Raw genomic sequence first — 19,581 nt, forward strand, 5'->3', positions numbered from 1 at the left:
TACACTTTTAGCAAGTAAATTTTAAGATATCGACCTATTCTTATAAATAGATTGAAAGCGCTCTCCACATTGGATTAAACTATAAACAATACATCCTACATTAAAAAGCTAAGGGGAGATAAATAATGACGCATGAATCTTTCTGGTTAGAAATGAAAGATAAGAAAAAAGTGTACATAAGTAAATGGAGTGATGATTCCAAGACCCCAAAAGCAATCGTTCAACTTTCACATGGAATGGCTGAACATATTCACCGCTATAGTACCTTTGCTTCTTTTTTAGTTGAACATGATATTTTTGTGTACGGAAATGATCACCGTGGTCATGGAAGAACTGGACAAGAACATGGATTATTAGGATATTTTTCAGATAAATATGGTTTTGAAACGGTTACGGATGATTTGGCGTCGATCACTAAAAATATACAGGGTAGTTATCCTAATGTACCAATTTTTTTACTTGGACACAGTATGGGTTCCTTTGTAGCTAGACGATACATTCAAAAGTACAGTGACAACATAGAAGGTGTCATTATTTCCGGGACAGGAGGCTATGCGAGGCTTTCAACCAATATTGGCAAACTACTAGCTAGAGGAATTATAAAGAAAAATGGTGCTACAGAAGTGTCTCCATTTTTAAATAAGCTTGCGTTTGGCTCATTGAATAGTGCTGTCTCAGAAGCAGAAAGTGCATACGATTGGCTAACTCGTGACAAAGAACAGGTAGAAAAATATAAGCAGGATCCTTTGGCTGGATTCCCTACTACTGCAGGTTTTTGCTATGATTTATTTGATGGTTTAGACAAGATCCACACTGCTAAATTGATAAATCAAATTCCAAAAGATTTACCAATATTATTTATTAGCGGTGAGCAAGATTCAGTCGGTAATTATACCAAAGGTGTTACAAATGTAATAAATCAATATAAAAAAGCAGACCTCTCAAATATCCAATATATCTTTTATAAAGATGGACGACATGAAATGTTAAATGAAATAAATAAAGAAGAAGTATTTATGGATATTCTGCGCTGGATAAATACACAATTAAATGAATGATACTAATAAGAGCCTTCAAGCAAATAAGGCTCTTTTCTATGCCAATTTTGACAAATTCCAAAACAAAGGTGAATGTTTTTGAATGTTTGTGAAAGTTTATGATTGAAAAATAAAAAGAGTTGCTTTATTATTTATGTGACCCTTACATGAAGGTGAGGAAAATGCAGTGCTAACAGCTAAACGTCATCAATTAATAGAAGATTTACTTTTAAAGAAGCAGACTGTAACGATTCAAGAGATTATGGAATTAACCAAGGCTTCAGAGTCCACAATAAGACGAGACTTAAGTGAGTTAGAGAAAAAGAACAAGCTTATTCGTGTGCATGGTGGAGCAACGTTACATCATTCTAAAAGTGAAGAGCCTAGTTTTCCTGAAAAGGCTTCCAAATATGTGTTCGAGAAAAAAGCAATTGCAGAAACAGCAGCGCTTCTCGTCCAACCAAATGATTGTATTTATCTTGATGCAGGAACAACGATCTATGAAATGGTTCCTCATTTAACTTCTAAAGAAGTGACTGTTGTAACAAATGGTCTTACCCATTTAGACATACTTAGTAAATATAAAATTAATACGTATCTCCTTGGCGGGTTTGTAAAACATAATACAAGAGCATTAGTCGGACATGGTGCACAAGTTAGTATGCGTAAATACCGTTTTGATAAGTGTTTTCTAGGTGCGAACGGTATTCACACATCATATGGGTTTACGACACCTGATCCCGAGGAAGCACTCTTGAAAAATATGGCAATTGAACTATCTCAAGATGCGTTTATCTTGGCAGACCGTTCAAAATTAAATCAAACTTCTTTTACCAAGTTTGCTGAATTAAATGAAGCAACACTAATTACAAATGACGATCACGCTAACTTAGCAGCTTATGAAAACAAAATGAACATAAAGGTTGTGTCGACATGATTTATACTTGTACGTTAAATCCATCTGTTGATTACATTATTCATGTAGAAGACTTCCAAGTGAACGGTTTAAATCGTGGTACGAACACCCAATATTATCCGGGTGGAAAAGGCATCAATGTTTCCCGAGTATTAAAGCGTTTAGATGTTGAAAATACGGCACTTGGTTTTCTAGGTGGGTTTTCAGGGGATTTTATTAAAGACCAATTACACCAAGCGGAAATCGAGACTAACTTCATCGAAGTATCAGGAAATACAAGGATAAATATGAAGTTAAAATCTAGTGGTGAGACTGAGATTAATGGACCCGGTCCAGAAATAACTTCAAATCAGTTACAACAGCTCTATGATCAAATTAGTTCATTAAAACAAGGTGATTTCTTAGTTGCAGCAGGTAGTACACCTGCTTCTGTACCGGCTACCTTTTATGCTGATGTCGCAAAGATTTGTGAACGAAATGGTGTAAAGCTAATCGTTGATACTTCTAGTCAAGCATTAAAAGATGTCATGAATCACAAATTATTCTTTGTTAAACCGAACCATCATGAGCTAGGCGAACTTTTTGATACAACAATTGATTCTTTGGATGACGCGATTCATTATGGAAAAAAATTGCAACAGCAAGGGCCAGAACACGTTATTGTCTCTATGGGAGGTGACGGTGCTATTTATATCAGTGAACAAGCATGTTATCTTGCTAAAGCGCCAAAAGGGACTGTTAAAAATACGGTTGGTGCTGGAGATTCTTTAGTATCAGGGTTTCTATCTGCTTATGTAAGGGAACAAACCGTGTTATCTGCTTTTCAATATGCAGTTGCAACAGGAAGTGCAACTGCCTTTAGTAACGACTTATGTACAAAAGAAGAAGTTCAACAACTGTTTGAACAAGTAAAAATTAATCCGATCGAATAAAAGGAGGTACAGCTATGAATATTACAGACTTACTTAGAAAAGACACCATTATTCTTGATTTACAAGCAAACTCAAAAGCTTCTGTTATTGATGAACTAGTAAATAAACTCGATAAAGCTGGGCGTTTGAGTGATAAGGACGCGTTTAAACAAGCAATATTAGCACGTGAAGAGCAAAGTACTACAGGAATTGGAGATGGCATTGCCATTCCGCATGCGAAAACGGCTGCAGTTAAGACTCCTGCGATTGTATTCGGACGCTCAATAGAAGGAATTGATTACGAAGCATTAGATGGTCAGCCGTCACACTTATTCTTTATGATTGCAGCGTCAGAAGGTGCAAATCAAACACACTTGCAGACGTTATCTCGTCTCTCATCTTTCCTAATGGATGATAACTTTAGAAAAAACATCGAAGCTGCAACTAGTGAAGATGAAGTATTAGAAGTGATTAATGTGAAAGAGCGCGAGGAAGAAGAGGAAACCGAACAAACGGAAGAACAAGCAGAGTCCTTTATTTTAGCAGTCACAGGCTGTCCAACAGGGATCGCACACACCTATATGGCGGCAGATAAGTTAAAAGCAACTGCAAAAGAAATGGGAGTAGGAATTAAAGTTGAGACAAACGGCTCTAGTGGTGTCAAAAACCGTCTAACTCCAGAAGAAATTGAAAAAGCAGATGCCATTATTATCGCAGCTGATACGAAGATTGAAACAGAACGTTTTAAAGGAAAGCCAGTTATCCAAGTCCCAGTCGCAAAAGGGATTCATGAGCCGAAAGAGTTAATTGAACGCGCGATTAAGAAAGACGCACCTATTCACCAAGGTGGCGGAAATGAGTCTAGTGATGATGGAAGCGAAGAAAACGGAAAGAGCGGATTCTACAAGCACCTGATGAATGGTGTATCCAACATGCTTCCATTTGTTGTAGGTGGCGGTATTCTAATTGCCATCGCATTCTTATTTGGTGGAATTGAACCTCAAAATCCAGATAGTGATCGATATCATCCATTATGGGATATGTTAATGACTATCGGTGGTGGTAATGCATTCCACTTAATGGTACCGGTATTGGCTGGTTTTATTGCTTCTAGTATCGCTGACCGACCAGGTTTTGCGCCAGGTATGATCGGTGGTTTGATTGCCATTACATCTGGTATTGAAGGTGCCGACGGAGGATCCGGTTTTCTAGGTGGTTTAATTGCCGGTTTCTTAGCCGGTTATGTCACGTTAGGTGTAAAGAAAGCACTAGAAGTGTTACCTTCTGTATTTGATGGCCTAAAAACTGTACTATTTTATCCGGTCTTCAGTATTGGTATTGCAGGATTAATTATGTTATTGATCAACCCACCACTAACAACACTTTACACAGGTTTATCTTCTTGGTTACAAGGGTTAGGAGATACGAACTTAGTATTATTAGGTATCATTTTAGGTGGTATGATGGCAGTAGATATGGGTGGACCAATCAATAAAGCTGCTTATACGTTTGGTATCGCAATGCTTGATGCTGGGAACTATAATTTTATTGCAGCAATCATGGCCGGTGGTATGGTACCACCACTTGCAACAGCAATTGCAAGTACGATTTTCAAAAACAAATTCACACGTCAAGAGCGCGATGCAGGTAAATCAAATTATGCACTTGGAGCGTTCTTTATTTCAGAAGGTGCCATTCCGTTCGCAGCAGCCGATCCTGCTCGTGTTATTCCACCTATCATTGTAGGTTCTGCCGTAGCAGGTGGTTTAAGTATGTTATTTGATATTGGTTTACAAGCGCCTCACGGTGGAATTGTAGTAATAGGTCTCGTGGAAGGAAGCCCAATTCTGTATCTTTTATCGATTATTGTCGGTAGTTTAGTTGGAGCATTTTTACTAGGCTTCTTGAAAAAACCGATCATAAAAGAGTAAAATTAAAATGTAGTTAACCCGTACAAAACATCAATATATAATTTTTGGGAGGAATGAAAAAATGGCAATTGAAAAAACAGTCAAAATCACTGATGCAACAGGAGTTCACGCACGTCCAGCAACCGTACTTGTAAACAAGGCAGGTAACTTTTCTTCAGATTCGAAGATTGAGTACAATGGGAAATCGGTAAACTTAAAATCCATTATGGGTGTTATGTCACTTGGTATTCCTAAAGATGCTGAAATTAAAATCATTGCTGATGGCGATGACGAACAAGAAGCAATCGATGCGATCTATGAAGTAATTAAACAAGAAGGACTAGGAGAGTAATTATTAATGAATAATTTAAGCGGGATAGCAGCATCCAACGGGATTGCTATCGCAAAAGCATATATTTTGGCAGCACCCGATCTTTCTTTTGAAAAAAAGAAAGTAGAAAATACAGCAACAGAAATTGAACGCTTAAACAAAGCATTAGAGATCTCTAAGCAAGAGTTAGAAAAGATTAAAGAAAACGCAAGAAAATCACTTGGAGATGAGCATGCAGAGATTTTCTCTGCTCATCTGCTTGTGTTAAGTGATCCAGAGTTAATCAATCCTATTCAAGATAAGATTAAAACTGATCAAGTAAATGCAGAAGCAGCTTTAGAAGACGTTGCAAACATGTTTATTGATATGTTTAAAGCAATGGAAAATGAATATATGCGCGAGCGTGCTGCAGACATTCAGGATGTGACAAAAAGAGTCATGGCTCACTTACTTGATGTAACATTCCCGGACCCTGCATTAATCGATGAAGAGGTTGTTGTGATTGCAGAGGATTTAACTCCTTCTGATACCGCACAACTGAACAAGCAATTTGTAAAAGGATTTACAACAAACATTGGTGGACGTACATCCCACTCTGCAATTATGGCAAGATCACTTGAGATCCCTGCTGTCGTTGGTACTAAAACTGTTACTGAAGAAGTGAAAAAAGACGATATGCTTATCGTTGATGGGATTGATGGTAAAGTAATCATTAACCCAAGTGAGGAAGAACTTGCGACGTATAAGCAAAAACAAGAAGATTTTGCAAAACAAAAAGAAGTGTGGGCGCAACTGAAGGACGAGCCTACGATATCTGCTGATGGTACACATGTGGAATTAGTAGCAAACATTGGTACACCTGAAGATGTAGTAGGTGTGTTGAACAATGGCGGTGAGGGTGTCGGTTTATACCGTACCGAATTCTTATACATGGGTAAAAGTGAGCTTCCAACAGAAGATGAACAATTCGAAGCTTACAAATCAGTATTAGAACAAATGGGTGAAAAACCTGTTGTTGTTCGAACGCTTGACATTGGTGGAGATAAAGAGCTTAGCTACTTAAAGTTGCCTGAAGAAATGAATCCTTTCTTAGGCTTCCGTGCAATTCGTTTATGCCTGGAACGTGATGATATTTTCCGTACACAATTACGTGCATTACTACGTGCAAGTACATACGGAAACTTAAAGATAATGTTCCCGATGATTGCGACGCTAGACGAATTCCGTCAGGCAAAAGCACTTCTTCTAGAAGAAAAAGACAACCTTAAAAATGAAGGTGTTTCAGTCTCAGACGATATCGAGATCGGTATCATGGTAGAAATTCCATCTACTGCAGTCATTGCACGTCAGTTTGCTAAAGAAGTTGATTTCTTCAGTATTGGTACGAATGATCTAATCCAATATACGATGGCAGCTGACCGTATGAATGAACGTGTCTCTTATTTATACCAACCATACCATCCGGCAATCTTAAGCCTTGTCAATAATGTGATTGAAGCTGCACATGCAGAAGGCAAATGGGCTGGCATGTGTGGAGAGATGGCTGGAGACTCGATCGCCATTCCTATACTATTAGGACTAGGATTAGATGAGTTTAGTATGAGTGCAACTTCGATCTTACCTGCGCGTACTCAGATTAAGGACTTATCTAAAGATGAGCTAGCTTCTTATAAAGATCAGCTTTTAGCTATGAGTACTGCAGATGAAGTCGAAGCTTTTATTAGAGAGAAAACAAATCAATAAAAAAGTTGAGTGACCCCTATTAGCTTGTTTAGTGGGGGTCATTTTTTGTTGGTAACTTTAAACGGATTTCTCCACTCCATCAATGCAGCATAGTTCACTGATTCTTCATCTTCGAGGTAATCCGCTATAACTCCAACTGGTGTCCGCCCACAACGCAATAAAAACGAAGTTACCGGATCATTATATTTCCCTTTCATTAATGCATCTACATACTCCTCCGCTGTTATCTTATCAGCAACTTTATGATAACCAGGTAGTCGTCCTCCCCCAATTAATCGGTCCAAATCTAACTGAACAACAACCTCATACATCGATTGCATTAGCCATCTTCCCAAATCCATTTTTCGAAAACCAGGATGAACACAAATATCAACAACGTACAAAGCATTTCCATTCGGATTATGGTTTCGGATATAGCCATTGTCTGTGACTTCTTCCCACGTATGTTGGATGTGTTTGTCATCAAAATCGACACATAACCCAGTCATCGAACCAACAATCATCCCTCCTACTTCAACGCAAAGTGCTCCGTCAGGAAATAATGAAATGTGATTCCTAAGTTGTTCTTCGTTCCACCAAAGATCAGACGGAAATGGCGGTGGAAAGCTAGCCTTCTGTACCTCAATAAGCTGAGGAATATCGTTCTCATCATAGTTCCTTATAACAACTTCCATGTTCCGATTATCCTTGTATAAGTACATTTTTTTGTAATAGGACATGGGGCTTCACTCCTCTCTTGGAAACATGGGGACGGTTCTTGTGTTTCCAAAAACGGAAACACAAGAACCGTCTCCTCACCCACTCTTTATCATGCTCACTTTTGGTACGCTAGGTTATTTCATCTTCAACATTTATATTACTAATATTACAAAATTTTCATAAAATTGAAACCGATTTGATTTACTTGCTCATGTAGAAAACTTTTACACATTTAATACTATATAAAATGGTATAATTAACCAGTATAAGGTGCACTTGTATTTGAAAGACGAGAGGAGTTTTACATTGAAGGAAAAAATTGAAGCACTTTTAAAAGCTAACTATGACCTGAATTATTTCATAGGTAATGTATTAGTCGCAAAAGGAGATCAAGTTATAGTTAACCAAAACTACGGCATGGTAGACTATGAAAATAACATCCCCCACACACCTACTTCCAAGTTCTTAGTCGGATCTATTTCCAAGCAATTCGTTGCTACTGCTATTATGAAATTACAAGAAGAAGGTCAGTTACATGTTACAGATAAGATTTCCGATTATATCGCACACTATCCTCATGCATCTCAAATTACCATACATCAGTTGTTATCACATAGTGCAGGAATTCCTAACTACACAGAAACGCTTGAATATATCCAAAACAAAGACAAGGTACATAGCCCGGAAGACATAATAGATCTATTCAGAGAAAAAGAGCTTTTGTTTGAACCTGGAAGTTCATGTTCCTATAGTAATTCAGGTTATGTCTTACTTGCTAGAATTATAGAGAAAGTGACTGGCTTACCTTATGCTACCTATTTAGAGCAAACCATTTTTCAACCTCTTCATATGGACAACACAGGAGTGCTCATGGATGGTACAAATATCGATTCACCTATGGTTGGGTATAGTGGAACAATGAACGGCTATAAAGCTGGGCCTAGCTGGAATTTATCCTTATTATATGGAGCCGGTGGCATTTACTCAACAGTAGAGGATCTTTATAAGTGGGATCGTGCTTTGTACACTGACAAAGTTTTAAGTTTAAAATCACGTAGTGAACTTCTCAAGCAACACATAGGTAACTTCGGGTATGGATGGTTTGTGAATGAGGATGGTGTCAATCATGATGGTAGACTTACAGGATTTAATTCACTTATTAGCCGTTATATGAAAGAAGATCTAGTCATTATTATCTTAAGTAATCGTGTCTACTATGGCCAAAGGCTCCCAATGATTAATCAAGATATTCTTTCACTGCTAAATGGAAAAGAAATAACCTTACCATCAAAAGTAGAGCAACGTGAAGCTCATCATCTTAACAAGGATACATACATAGGGCAATACATCGAACCAAACGTCAAATTACCCTTTTCCATCAAGTATGAAGAGCAGCGTTACTTTTTCTATGATGAATCCAATCCCGATTATAAATCAGAGCTTAAACCAGTAAAACAGACAGATCATGAGGATACTTTCGCAGTAGGAATGTCCCCTGGCATGGTTACTTTCAAGAAAAACCAACAGGCTGAAGTTACACATGCTACGCTTACTGAAGACGGATTTGTGATTAGTTTAGAGAAGTCTAATTGATAGAAGTTTAGAACTAAATTTTAGTGCATAAAAAAGTAGTTCAGTTTGCAATACAAAAATCATTTGTTTGTCCTAACTTGAACTACTTTGAATACATTCTTAGTAAAAATCGCACGAGTCTTAAATTATATACAAGAGTAAGAAAAAGAAAAGGGTATAAGATTGTGGAATAAACAGATTTCCAATTTTTATAATAAAAGAATTTGGTTTTGAGACATAGACGTTCAAAGGTAATTGAAAACAAAGACCAACCTATAATATAAAGTAATTTTGATTTAGTGGTTTTTGCAAATGGAAAGTAGTTTAGAAACAATAGGTTCACCGTTGGATAAATAATTAACTGTGCGAGTACACCGCTATACTGTACACCATTACCGATATATCCATACCAGTTCTTTTTCAAATCAAGAAGTTCATCCACGGTTTTCCCAAAAAATAGTGCAAAAAAAAGACGTAGCATATATTTCAATTTTCGATAAATTCTTAGGCATAAGTATCGCATAAAGGCTCATGGCACACAAAGAAAGTATTATAAAAATTATAAATATCACCCGCTTAGTAATATTATGTACATATAATAATTTCTTCAAATCATTTATATTTATACGCTTTTCTTTTATATTACAATGTAATATGGAAAATATTACAAATACAATAGATAGAAAGTTTATCCCCTTCTTTACTCGTATGGAATCTTTCTGTTTCCATACTGATTAGGGTCATATTTTTTATTTTTGCAATACCGCTTAGTGCACCAACCATATGTATTCCTCTCTTTTTTGCGATAAAAATTTTTAGAGTTTCTATAATTGTCGGTCATACCATTCCAAGGCCTTTTGTTCTAAATTCTTTACAAATAAATCTTTCCCATCTAAATATGACTCCATATCATAAGGAAATTGCTCAGCTAGTCTTTCTTTTAATTTACCGTATTCTTTAGCTTCATCAGGGTGTTCACGCACGTAATCTCGAAAAGCTATATGACGGATAATTTCATCACTTCCCTGTTGATACATATGAACGTGATGCGAACGATTATCTCCACCTTTTTGAAAGTATCTCCTACCAGATAATCCGTTCTCCCCTTTAGCTACATACCCAATCTCCTGCATCGCTTCATTGTATTGATCAACTTCACTAATGTCTTTTACCACTGGCATCATATCAATAACTGGTTTCGCAACCAAACCCGGAACGGAAGTACTACCAATATGATAGATTGCTATAAGCTCACTTCCAAAGATACACTCAAGCTTTTCCGCTTCCTCATTAAACTCAACCACCCATTGATCCTTATAAGAACACACTTCTACCCTTCTCATAATCACCCTCCAATTTGGAAACATGGGGACGGTTCTTCTGTTTCCAAAAATGGAAACAAGAGAACCGTCCCCATGTTTCCAATAAAAATTTTCACGTTTGTTAGTCCTTATTTTACCCATTCATATGTTAAAATGAAAGAATGCTTTATGACATGACAAAATAGATACTTATTTAATTTTACAATAGAACTTTATTTTCTAGGAGTGGGACGATTAATGAACAAAAAAGAGATCGCTAGCTTTAAAAGACAATTTAAAGTAGATAATGATTTACTTCAAATCCGTGATATTTTCAACGTATATATTATGAAAGAATCGAGTGAGATCTACCATCATCAGACACTACCATTTGAAATGTTAGATGAAGATCAAAAAGAGTTATTTATGGGCAATTTCAAAAAAGTATTATCAGGTCAATTAGACGAAAAACTGTTTGAATTAAAATTTAAATCTGATGTAGAAGATACTAGCCAACTGATTCTCCATAGAGGATTGCTTGGTAGCACAGAAGACTTACAAGAACAAATGCTTATGATTGTTGAAAAGATGTTGCAGGATAAACAATATGAACATGATATTGTTGTCACATTCATTAAGGGTGAATATTTGAAGTCTATGAAACGTGGGAATGCAGAAGCAGAAATTAGTGATCGAGATGCTATGTATTCTAATCCATTCATTCTTTGTAGCATCAATAAAACACAAGAACCAAAAAAAGAGTTGCAATTTGACTATGTACAAAAAGAATTTAAATATGAAGTAAAAGTAGATCCTATCATCAATCTAAACACACCAATCGCAGGATTCCTCTTCCCTGTTTTCACCGATAATGCTGCAGATGTCAATCACGTGCTTTATTCATCTGGAAAAGCACATGAGCCTGATCCTGAATTCATTGAAGAAGTGTTAAACGCTGAGGAAACGATGACAGCACAAGATGACAAGATCGTCTTTGAAGAGATTGTCAAAGACATTACAGGAGATCAACTGAACACAGCAACCCTTGCGAATGTCTATGAAGAGATTAACCGAGTAATAGAAGAAAGTGATGAAGAAGATCCTCCAAAGCTAGATCGCAGAGAAATGGAACGTGTTTTAAAAATGAGTGGCCTAGAAGAAGTTACATCAGAAAAGGTAGAAGCCGCTTATCAAAAAGTGATCGATGACGACAAGTATGAGATGAAAGCTTCCAGTGTCTTACCAAAATACAAATCAAAATCGATTAAAATTAAGACAAAAGTAGCGAACATTGCTATTAGTCCAGAAGATTTAAGATACGTAAAGCAACTTCAATTTAACGGGAAGCTTTGTATTATGATTGAAGTAGAAGAAGACACGATCATTGAAGGGTTCAAAATGATTCCTGAAGCATTTGGTAACCCAGTAAAAGCAGAAGAACTTCAGACAGATTTAGAGGATTCCGAATCAACTACTGCTGAGGAAACGAATGACCAAGATTAACTTATAAGATGCCAAGCAGACCTTTGAATAAGGTCTGCTTTTTTTACCTAAAAATGGTATTATAAAGGTGGATGTGAATTTTTTAACATTTTAGAGAGTAGAGGGAGATCTTATATGAAAAAATTCTGGTTTGTCTTTATCTTCACTTTTTCATTATTCCTCGTCATTGGCTGTAGTGAAAAAATTCCTGACGACATGAAAGTTTACACCAATGAATACTTTAATATCTCCACTCTTTTAAGAGAAGACTGGACACAAGTTTATTCTCCCGATATTGACCACAATACGCTTATGTTTAGAGTTAGTAATAAGGAAGAAATAGATATTATTAAACAAGAAAATACTTATTATCTTGAAGATTTATATGAAGAAAGTGAATCATACGAACAATTTATAGAAGCATATGTTACAAAACTTGAAGAAGAATCTTCTACTAACATAAAGAAAATCCACACACTTAATAAGAAGATCCCGATTTATGCCTATGCGACCAAAACAGAGTCGTACGTATTTTCAGTTATAGAAATAGAAGATACACCTCTATTACTTTTGTTATCGATCAGTAGTGAAAATCCAGATTTAGAGTCGATAAAGGAGCTAGAAAGCTATAGTGAGTTCACCAAGATGATCAACCATACGAAACCACTGGAGGATGGAGTTTAAAAATACGCTTGAATTAATGTTAACGTAGTCAGAATACGGGTAAATGTACTAAAATAGTACACACTAAAATGTAGTCAATGCTTAAAAGAAAGAGGTAGTTACATGACTTATATAATATTACTAATCGGCTTTGCCTTACTAATCAAGGGCGCCGACTTTTTTGTAGAAGGCGCTTCTAAAATTGCTACTGGGCTAAAGGTTTCCCCACTATTAATTGGTCTGACGATTGTGGCATTTGGAACAAGCTCACCTGAGGCAACAGTAAGTATCGTTGCTGCATTGGAAGATAATGCTGGGGTAGCGATTGGAAATGTTGTTGGAAGTAACATCTTCAATATTACCTTAGACGTTGGTATAGCCGCTCTTATTTTTCCATTAAAGGTGGAGAGTGAAACAATTAGAAAGGAAATCCCCTTTACTTTGGTGGCCAGTATAGCATTACTAATACTAATTAGCGATGTAGCTCTGCAGGGTGCAACAGCTGGCTTTCTTTCCAGAAGTGATGGTTTTATCTTTGCTTTGTTTTTCGCTATTTTCTTATATTATATCTTTGAGGTTGCAAGAAACAGTCGTGAAAAGGAAAAAGGAATTGCAAATCAAGTGAAAGTAGCTTGGGGAAAAAATTCGCTTCTAACAGTTGCTGGCTTGGTTGCCATCATATTTGGTGGAGATTTAGTCGTTGGAAGTGCTACGGATATAGCTCTTTCGTTTGGAATGAGTGAAGCTTTAGTTGGACTAACGATTGTTGCTGTAGGTACTTCTTTACCTGAATTAATGACTTCTGTAACAGCAGCAATAAAAAAAGAAAGCGAGATCGCATTAGGAAATATTGTAGGGAGCAATATCTTTAATATTTTGTTCGTACTCGGCGCGTCTTCGATTATCTCTCCACTTGCCGTTGATAGCAAAATCGTATTTGATATTGTTCTGATGATCCTATTAACAGTGATTTTACTTATCTTTTCAAGATCAAAGTTTACAATTGGAAAAGTGGAAGGTGCAATTCTGGCAATTGCTTATATTGCTTATCTTATCTACATCATAATTAGGAATTAGAGGGACAGAGGCACAAGCCTTTGTTCCTCTAAACCTCTACATATCTATATATCCATACCTTTCTTCATCACGACACTTCTTACATCTTCTTGGAAGAACAAACCTTTTCTTCTTGTAAAATTGTTGTTCGCCTATCGTAAACGTGAATCTATTCCCACAATAGATACATTTAATCGAAAGATCGTGTGGCTCTTCTCCCTCTAATGCTTCGCTAAGTTCATTATTTCTTTGTTTGATCACATCCTCGTTAATAAAATCATTCTCCTGCAGTACTTTTATCGCCTGCTGGATCTTTGCTATGACTTTTTTATATTCGATTTCAGCCCAAGCCTCTAGATATGGAATATATTGCTTATCCTGTGTCTCTCCGATTTTATCAATAAATAGAAAAATCATTTCTCTATTTCTATCTTTTAAATAGGTCATATCGGGAGTGAGCTCACCTGACGTGAGCTTTTCATTCCAATCTTGCAATAGTTCATCAGCCATTTGGTCTGCTTCAATCGTCCATCCACGCTCTGAAAAAACAATCATCGGTAATTTCCCACTATACTCTATTTCTAAAAAGTTGTAGTCAATCATCCAATCAATTTTCTCCGTGATTTCTTTGATGGTATGCTTATGGAAAAAGCCATACGTAGGACAGTCATCCAACCCTAGTTCTAATAATTTCTTTTCTTTAGATCCTTTTAGGATTTTCGAAAGTAATGCCCGGCCACCTCGCATAATGATTTCGTCCGCTGCTCTTAAGATTGCCCTGATCTCTTCTTCAGGTAAATGTTCTAACTCCTTCCCCATTTCCGTTCACCTCATTGCTTTATTATTATTTGTATTTTATAACTAGGAAAAAATATATACAATAATTTAAAAGGCTGTTCCTACAAAGTCATGGATAGTAACTTGTATAGAACAACCTAGTTGAGTGTGAACGCAAGAACCGTCCCCCTGTTTCCAAGAACTGTCCCTGTGTTTCCATTTATTCTGCTATTTTTTGTGGTTCTTGGGGTTGGGTTTGATTGTGTTCTTTTTTCTTTTTTTGTAGTTGGGTTGTTAGTAGGACGCCGCTAATCACGATGATCGCTCCTATAACTTGTAGTAATGTGATGGTCTCACCTAACCATAGATATGCTCCTAGAATCGTGAACACTGGTAAAAAGTTTAAGAATACTGAAGCTTTTGACGGTCCTAATTTACTAACTGAATGATTATATAAGATTAATGCGATAAGTGACGGGAAAACACCTAAATACAAGAGTCCTAATCCATGGTTAGCTAAACTAATTGTTGGCATTCCTTGGACACTCCATTCCAGTAAAACAACAGGTAGCAGAACTATTACTGATATACCACTCATCACAAATAGAGCTGCAAAAGAAGGAAATAAATGCATATATTGCTTTACATAAATAGAATAAATAGCCCATGAGAGAATCGCACCAACCATAATCAAATCTCCAATGTTCCAAGCCATCGAGGCTAAGTCAAAAATCCTCCCATTTAATATGACCCATATTGCACCAAAGAAAGATAAAACAATACCTATCCATTGCAGTCCTTGTAATTTTTCTTTTAATAGGAGTGTACTTAAAATTACTGTTACAACTGGAATCACCGTCTCTAATACGGATACATTTGTGGCAGTCGTAAATTGTAATGATCCGTAAATAAAGGTATTAAAAAAAGTAACTCCGGCTAAAGTCATAATTAAAAATGCTTTTTTGTTCTCTAAAAATAATTGACGATGTTTCAAAGCAGATCGAAGTCCTAAAGGAATTAAAACAACAAAAGCAATAAATAATCGAATAAAAGTGATGGTAAACGGAGGCAAATCATTAATTGCCTTTCCGATTAGAATGTTACCTGCATAGATCATCACCACTAAAATCATAAGTAAATAAGGCAAAACGAAAACTCCCCCTAAACATTCCATTCTCTTTGTCTCTAAAGTTAGACCCTACATACGTTTAGTCCATCATCGGATCTTTTGCTACCTTTCTAAACTATCACAAATACAACATGGAATATACTAATACAAATTAACTGATGTGTAACAAAATTTAATATAAATGTACAAACTAGCCATCTCTTATTTCCATTTTCCCTTACACAGTAGGTATAATATAGTTACTATACGCAACTGGAGGTGGACAAAATGAACAATTACCAAGAATTAAAGAAAGCGATTGCACAGGGGTGGAATACATGGAACACGCGGAGTGTCCTTTCCCATGTGCTCTTACCTGAAGGATTTGCTATTAATCTTGGGCTAAAAGAATACAAGGATGGCCATTACCTAAAAGAGGCCCTTATTGGCAGGTTTGGGGAACAGGATGAACAGATTCATCCTGGTGATCATGCCTATGACGGTAGCTATACATCGTTACAATTGAAGTGGAAAGGTATAGAAGTGCAGGTTCAAAGTGCTACGATTGATCAAGAGATCGTTTTATTAATTACTCCACTCAAAAATCAAGTGAAGCCTGCAACATTGGTCATCGAGTCAGGGATGCTTTGGAATCGGCAAGGGATCCTTGCACATGAGCAAGACTATATAACTGCTAAGCTATTGAACAGGACTATACATGTGTACACTACTGGTGCACCTGTATTCGATGCAGAAATTGCAGCCCAAGGACCTTATTTATCTGTAAAGATGGACGAGCAGATCGGTATTTCTACTGGTAAAAGGCGCAAGCTAGATGAAATCAAACAAGTAATAGAAGTTCAAAAGCAAGCACACGCAGAAAACAAAGAAAAATATACAGCGCTTGGTGAAGCTTACCATGCGATGCAAAGTTGTATGGCTTGGGATACGATATATGAGCCACAAAAAGATCGGGTCATTACGCCAGTAAGCCGCTTATGGAATGTTAATTCAGGTGGATATGCGCTATTTTGCTGGGATACCTATTTTGCAGCTTACATGGCTTCGACTGATAATAAAGCGTTAGCCTATAGTAATGCCATAGAAATTACTAAAGAAAAAACAGAAGAAGGGTTTGTTCCCAACTGCGCTTGGGGAAATGGCTTTTCTAGTCGTGACCGTTCGCAACCACCAGTTGGTTCTTTTGTTGTGCGAGAATTGTATAGAAAATATCGAGACGTATGGCTAATAGAAGAACTGTTTGACGATCTGTATAAATGGAATACGTGGTTTCTTGAAAATCGCGCCTTTCCAGATGGCACGATGGCATGGGGGTCTCATCCGTATGAACCTCAAGTCGGAAACTATTGGGAAACAACAGGTGTAAACGATACATATGGAGCGGCATTGGAATCTGGCTTAGATAACTCACCAATGTATGATGATATTCCTTTTGGTACGGATAAGCATGTATTGAAACTAGCGGATGTTGGATTAGTTGGTTTATATATCCTGGATTGTGAAGCTTTAGCCGACATTGCCGTAGTGCTAGATAAGAAAAGAGAAGCAACAGAACTGAAAACAAGAGGAGAAAAATCCAAGCAAGCACTAACATCCTTGTGGGATGAAAAAACAGGTATTTTTCTAAATAAACGGACGGACACGGATGAATTTAGTTATCGATTATCACCAACGAATTTCTATGCCTTATATAGTGATCGTACAACGAATGAACAAGCAGATCGCATGTTAAAGGAGCATTTCTACAATCCTGAAGAATTCTGGGGTGACTGGATCATGCCATCAATCGCTAGAAATGATCCCGCTTATAAGGATCAAGATTATTGGCGTGGCCGGATATGGGCACCGATGAATTTTCTTGTGTACATTGGTTTTAGAAAACATAACTTATCCAAAGCACAGCACGATCTAGCGGACAAGTCGAAAGAGCTAATCCTTAAAGAATGGGTAGAGCATGGGCATGTGCATGAAAATTACAATGGCGATACAGGAGAAGGCTGTGATGTTACAAGTAGTGATAAATTCTACCACTGGGGAGGTCTTTTAGCATTTATCGCATTGATCGAAGCAGGATATGTGGAAGGTCCAGAGAAACCTCTCTAATAGATCATTAATCTGAAAGCAGGTGTAAACTATTGTCACAAATTATGATGACATTTCCTGGTGGGAAACATAAAGTACTGACCATGAGTTACGATGATGGCACCGACCATGATAAAAAACTAGTAGAGATCTTTAATGCAACCAATATAAAAGGAACGTTTCACCTTAATTCTGGATTACTTGGTGCTAACGGTAAGATATCTAAGGAAGAAGTGGAACGTCTATACAAAGGACATGAAGTCTCCACACATACTGTCACACATCCGACGATCGAGCGTTCGCCTCGGGAACGTATCGTTGAGGAGTTTGTTGAGGATCGTAAAAGCTTAGAGCAATTAGTTGGCTATCCTGTAAGAGGAACTTCTTATCCGAACGGTTCATTTAATTCATATGTAAAGGAAATACTACCACACTTAGGGATTGAATATGCGAGAACTGTTCACAGCACGGGTAACTTTTGGCTACCAGATGATTTCCTTGCATGGAATCCAACCTGCCACCATAACCAAGATCTGATGGAAAAGGCAGAACAATTTGTTAGCCTCAATAAAAAGCAATATTTGAATCTCTTTTATGTTTGGGGACATAGCTTTGAATTTGAACGTGATCAGAATTGGCAGGTGATTGAGGATTTCTGTGCTTACGTTGGCAATCGAGATGATATTTTGTATGCGACCAATATAGAGATTGTAGATTATATCAACGCATTTCGTCATTTAAAATTCGCTGCAGATAGCCAGTTTGTTTATAATCCTTCTGCTCAGTCTGTATGGCTTAGCGTGGATGAAAAGATCGTGGAGGTAAAAGGTGGACAACAAGTAGATTTATAATCTCAAAATGACGGATTGAGCATGGCAAAGTACCTTCTCGATCATATTTTTTTCTAATAGATACTCAGAATTTATCTCTAGTTGCAAATACATTTACTAAACATTATCATAATATAAAGATTAAAAGCCTAATCTTCCTTATATATCGAAGAATTGGGCTTTATTTTTTTTCGAGTCATTCCCATTAGAAAGTTTCGTTAGTCATGGATAGTATGGTTGTAGTGCGCAACATAATGTATTTGTTCACCTTAAGGTTGCTTACTTTAAGTACATCGATTCACAATACCTACATTAGTTTTCTAACACTTTTATTTATTTCTTAACTCGTTTAAATCTGGAATACGTTTATAAATATCTGATACCTTTTCTACAACTTCTAACTTCACTTTATCTCCGCCATTTCTCGTCATAGCAGTATTGACAAATCCATAGACCAATCTTAACAATGATTTAGCATCATCTTCTGTAAGATGATTAATAGCATCTATCGTATTCTCAAATTCCATAGTTTCTTTCAACATAATTCCTTCTCGTATAAATAATAAGAATCCAATGTCCTTGTTAAATAATCCTGCTTTTTTACATCAATAAGAAATGGGCAATCCCATCTTCTTGAAGCATTGCTCACGTTAACTTGATGCATTGGAGTCGTCTCCTAACTCCTATAAATTTTTGCTCCTCAACTTCAAGCCTATTAATGTCTGTATGGAAAATATAATATTCGCGTGAAGGTTCGGATAGGTGCAGTTTTTTGTATTCTTTCCATGCAGTAGTTGAATCGGGGAAGTTTGAAATAACTGATAATTCGTCAGGGTATCGAATGGATTTTTCTGAGTATGCAGAAATGGCTTCTACTAGAACCCACTGCTCGGGATATTGTTTGCGAACCTGTTCCCATTTCATTTATGGCACCTCCATTTTTTCTTTATAGTAAGTATATCATCTTTTATTTGATGCAGATAATCTCCGCAATAATTTTTGGTCTAAAACCAGAAGCTTGAAAATAAGCACCCTATAGTTAAATTGTAATTCTTCACAATTCCACAAAAAATTATGTTTCAATTAAATTATTTCCAAACCAAAATGTAGTTAGTTTCGTCTAAGATTAAGGAAGAGGTGAT

Annotated in this window: 19 protein-coding genes; 12 read left to right on the plus strand and 7 right to left on the minus strand. The window is 36.7% G+C overall.

Translation table 11 applies throughout. The features are described from left to right. Window positions 1-125 precede the first annotated feature (125 nt). The 6 genes from NYQ66_RS09605 to ptsP all read left to right on the plus strand — a co-directional run bounded on the left by NYQ66_RS09605 (window position 126) and on the right by ptsP (window position 6,848). Entirely contained in the window at window positions 126-1,058 is a 933-nt protein-coding gene (locus tag NYQ66_RS09605) for an alpha/beta hydrolase (RefSeq protein WP_259869121.1), read from the plus strand. Between the two features lie 166 nt (window positions 1,059-1,224). Then, a complete protein-coding gene (locus tag NYQ66_RS09610; protein WP_259869122.1) occupies window positions 1,225-1,974 on the plus strand; it encodes a DeoR/GlpR family DNA-binding transcription regulator in 750 nt (249 codons plus the stop codon). Further along, window positions 1,971-2,885 (plus strand): 1-phosphofructokinase, encoded by a 915-nt coding sequence (gene pfkB, locus NYQ66_RS09615; protein WP_259869123.1) that lies wholly within the window; start codon window positions 1,971-1,973, stop codon window positions 2,883-2,885. The genes NYQ66_RS09610 and pfkB overlap by 4 nt, the downstream gene beginning before the upstream one ends. A gap of 14 nt (window positions 2,886-2,899) precedes the next feature. After that, window positions 2,900-4,795 carry a PTS fructose transporter subunit IIABC gene (locus NYQ66_RS09620; RefSeq protein ID WP_259869125.1) on the plus strand — a complete coding sequence of 632 codons (1,896 nt, stop codon included), beginning with the start codon at window positions 2,900-2,902 and terminating at the stop codon, window positions 4,793-4,795. A 61-nt stretch (window positions 4,796-4,856) separates the two neighbouring features. Beyond that, window positions 4,857-5,126 carry a phosphocarrier protein HPr gene (locus NYQ66_RS09625; protein ID WP_272479965.1) on the plus strand — a complete coding sequence of 90 codons (270 nt, stop codon included), beginning with the start codon at window positions 4,857-4,859 and terminating at the stop codon, window positions 5,124-5,126. Between the two features lie 6 nt (window positions 5,127-5,132). Continuing rightward, a complete protein-coding gene (ptsP, locus tag NYQ66_RS09630) occupies window positions 5,133-6,848 on the plus strand; it encodes a phosphoenolpyruvate--protein phosphotransferase (RefSeq protein ID WP_259869127.1) in 1,716 nt (571 codons plus the stop codon). 38 nt (window positions 6,849-6,886) lie between these two features. On the opposite strand, the gene NYQ66_RS09635 is transcribed toward ptsP, so the two are convergent. After that, window positions 6,887-7,567, minus strand: coding sequence for a GNAT family N-acetyltransferase (locus NYQ66_RS09635; RefSeq protein WP_259869128.1), 681 nt, complete (start codon window positions 7,565-7,567; stop codon window positions 6,887-6,889). A 286-nt stretch (window positions 7,568-7,853) separates the two neighbouring features. Between NYQ66_RS09635 and NYQ66_RS09640 the strand changes: the two genes are divergently transcribed. Continuing rightward, the gene (locus tag NYQ66_RS09640) at window positions 7,854-9,140 is read left to right on the plus strand and encodes a serine hydrolase domain-containing protein (protein ID WP_259869129.1); all 1,287 of its coding nucleotides are present in this window, start codon (window positions 7,854-7,856) and stop codon (window positions 9,138-9,140) included. A gap of 82 nt (window positions 9,141-9,222) precedes the next feature. On the opposite strand, the gene NYQ66_RS21505 is transcribed toward NYQ66_RS09640, so the two are convergent. Continuing rightward, on the minus strand, window positions 9,223-9,642 hold the full coding sequence (locus NYQ66_RS21505; protein WP_407652065.1) for a CBO0543 family protein: 420 nt from the start codon (window positions 9,640-9,642) through the stop codon (window positions 9,223-9,225). Window positions 9,643-9,943: 301 nt separating this feature from the next. Further along, window positions 9,944-10,462 (minus strand): GrpB family protein, encoded by a 519-nt coding sequence (locus NYQ66_RS09645; RefSeq protein ID WP_259869130.1) that lies wholly within the window; start codon window positions 10,460-10,462, stop codon window positions 9,944-9,946. Between the two features lie 216 nt (window positions 10,463-10,678). Here NYQ66_RS09645 and NYQ66_RS09650 point away from each other — a divergent pair, with 216 nt between their 5' ends. From NYQ66_RS09650 to NYQ66_RS09660, 3 genes are all read left to right on the plus strand, one after another. Then, window positions 10,679-11,923, plus strand: a complete 1,245-nt coding sequence (locus tag NYQ66_RS09650) for a DUF4317 domain-containing protein (RefSeq protein WP_259869131.1) — start codon at window positions 10,679-10,681, stop codon at window positions 11,921-11,923. Window positions 11,924-12,037: 114 nt separating this feature from the next. After that, on the plus strand, window positions 12,038-12,586 hold the full coding sequence (locus NYQ66_RS09655; protein WP_259869132.1) for a hypothetical protein: 549 nt from the start codon (window positions 12,038-12,040) through the stop codon (window positions 12,584-12,586). Between the two features lie 102 nt (window positions 12,587-12,688). After that, the gene (locus tag NYQ66_RS09660; protein ID WP_259869133.1) at window positions 12,689-13,642 is read left to right on the plus strand and encodes a calcium/sodium antiporter; all 954 of its coding nucleotides are present in this window, start codon (window positions 12,689-12,691) and stop codon (window positions 13,640-13,642) included. A gap of 36 nt (window positions 13,643-13,678) precedes the next feature. Here NYQ66_RS09660 and NYQ66_RS09665 read toward each other — a convergent pair whose 3' ends face one another. Beyond that, window positions 13,679-14,440, minus strand: a complete 762-nt coding sequence (locus NYQ66_RS09665) for an RQC-minor-1 family DNA-binding protein (protein ID WP_259869134.1) — start codon at window positions 14,438-14,440, stop codon at window positions 13,679-13,681. 178 nt (window positions 14,441-14,618) lie between these two features. Continuing rightward, a complete protein-coding gene (locus NYQ66_RS09670) occupies window positions 14,619-15,545 on the minus strand; it encodes a DMT family transporter (protein ID WP_259869135.1) in 927 nt (308 codons plus the stop codon). A gap of 249 nt (window positions 15,546-15,794) precedes the next feature. Here NYQ66_RS09670 and NYQ66_RS09675 point away from each other — a divergent pair, with 249 nt between their 5' ends. Both NYQ66_RS09675 and NYQ66_RS09680 read left to right on the plus strand, forming a co-directional pair. After that, entirely contained in the window at window positions 15,795-17,630 is a 1,836-nt protein-coding gene (locus NYQ66_RS09675) for an alpha,alpha-trehalase (protein ID WP_259869137.1), read from the plus strand. A 32-nt stretch (window positions 17,631-17,662) separates the two neighbouring features. Next, entirely contained in the window at window positions 17,663-18,460 is a 798-nt protein-coding gene (locus NYQ66_RS09680; RefSeq protein ID WP_259869138.1) for a polysaccharide deacetylase family protein, read from the plus strand. Window positions 18,461-18,768: 308 nt separating this feature from the next. Here NYQ66_RS09680 and NYQ66_RS09685 read toward each other — a convergent pair whose 3' ends face one another. After that, a complete protein-coding gene (locus NYQ66_RS09685; protein WP_259869139.1) occupies window positions 18,769-18,981 on the minus strand; it encodes a hypothetical protein in 213 nt (70 codons plus the stop codon). A 103-nt stretch (window positions 18,982-19,084) separates the two neighbouring features. Next, window positions 19,085-19,363: a hypothetical protein gene (locus NYQ66_RS09690; RefSeq protein ID WP_259869140.1), complete on the minus strand. Its 279-nt coding sequence runs from the start codon at window positions 19,361-19,363 to the stop codon at window positions 19,085-19,087. Window positions 19,364-19,581 lie beyond the last annotated feature (218 nt).

The organism is Aquibacillus koreensis (assembly GCF_025154055.1).
Taxonomy (GTDB): Bacteria; Bacillota; Bacilli; order Bacillales; family Amphibacillaceae; genus Aquibacillus_C; species Aquibacillus_C koreensis.

Coding starts and splice junctions, on each gene's coding strand:
- NYQ66_RS09605 (WP_259869121.1), top strand. CDS start 126: ATGACGCATGAATCTTTCTGGTTAGAAATGAAAGATAAGAAAAAAGTG.
- pfkB (WP_259869123.1), top strand. CDS start 1,971: ATGATTTATACTTGTACGTTAAATCCATCTGTTGATTACATTATTCAT.
- NYQ66_RS09620 (WP_259869125.1), top strand. CDS start 2,900: ATGAATATTACAGACTTACTTAGAAAAGACACCATTATTCTTGATTTA.
- NYQ66_RS09625 (WP_272479965.1), top strand. CDS start 4,857: ATGGCAATTGAAAAAACAGTCAAAATCACTGATGCAACAGGAGTTCAC.
- ptsP (WP_259869127.1), top strand. CDS start 5,133: ATGAATAATTTAAGCGGGATAGCAGCATCCAACGGGATTGCTATCGCA.
- NYQ66_RS09635 (WP_259869128.1), bottom strand. CDS start 7,567: ATGTCCTATTACAAAAAAATGTACTTATACAAGGATAATCGGAACATG.
- NYQ66_RS21505 (WP_407652065.1), bottom strand. CDS start 9,642: ATGCGATACTTATGCCTAAGAATTTATCGAAAATTGAAATATATGCTA.
- NYQ66_RS09645 (WP_259869130.1), bottom strand. CDS start 10,462: ATGAGAAGGGTAGAAGTGTGTTCTTATAAGGATCAATGGGTGGTTGAG.
- NYQ66_RS09650 (WP_259869131.1), top strand. CDS start 10,679: ATGAACAAAAAAGAGATCGCTAGCTTTAAAAGACAATTTAAAGTAGAT.
- NYQ66_RS09655 (WP_259869132.1), top strand. CDS start 12,038: ATGAAAAAATTCTGGTTTGTCTTTATCTTCACTTTTTCATTATTCCTC.
- NYQ66_RS09660 (WP_259869133.1), top strand. CDS start 12,689: ATGACTTATATAATATTACTAATCGGCTTTGCCTTACTAATCAAGGGC.
- NYQ66_RS09665 (WP_259869134.1), bottom strand. CDS start 14,440: ATGGGGAAGGAGTTAGAACATTTACCTGAAGAAGAGATCAGGGCAATC.
- NYQ66_RS09675 (WP_259869137.1), top strand. CDS start 15,795: ATGAACAATTACCAAGAATTAAAGAAAGCGATTGCACAGGGGTGGAAT.
- NYQ66_RS09685 (WP_259869139.1), bottom strand. CDS start 18,981: ATGTTGAAAGAAACTATGGAATTTGAGAATACGATAGATGCTATTAAT.
- NYQ66_RS09690 (WP_259869140.1), bottom strand. CDS start 19,363: ATGAAATGGGAACAGGTTCGCAAACAATATCCCGAGCAGTGGGTTCTA.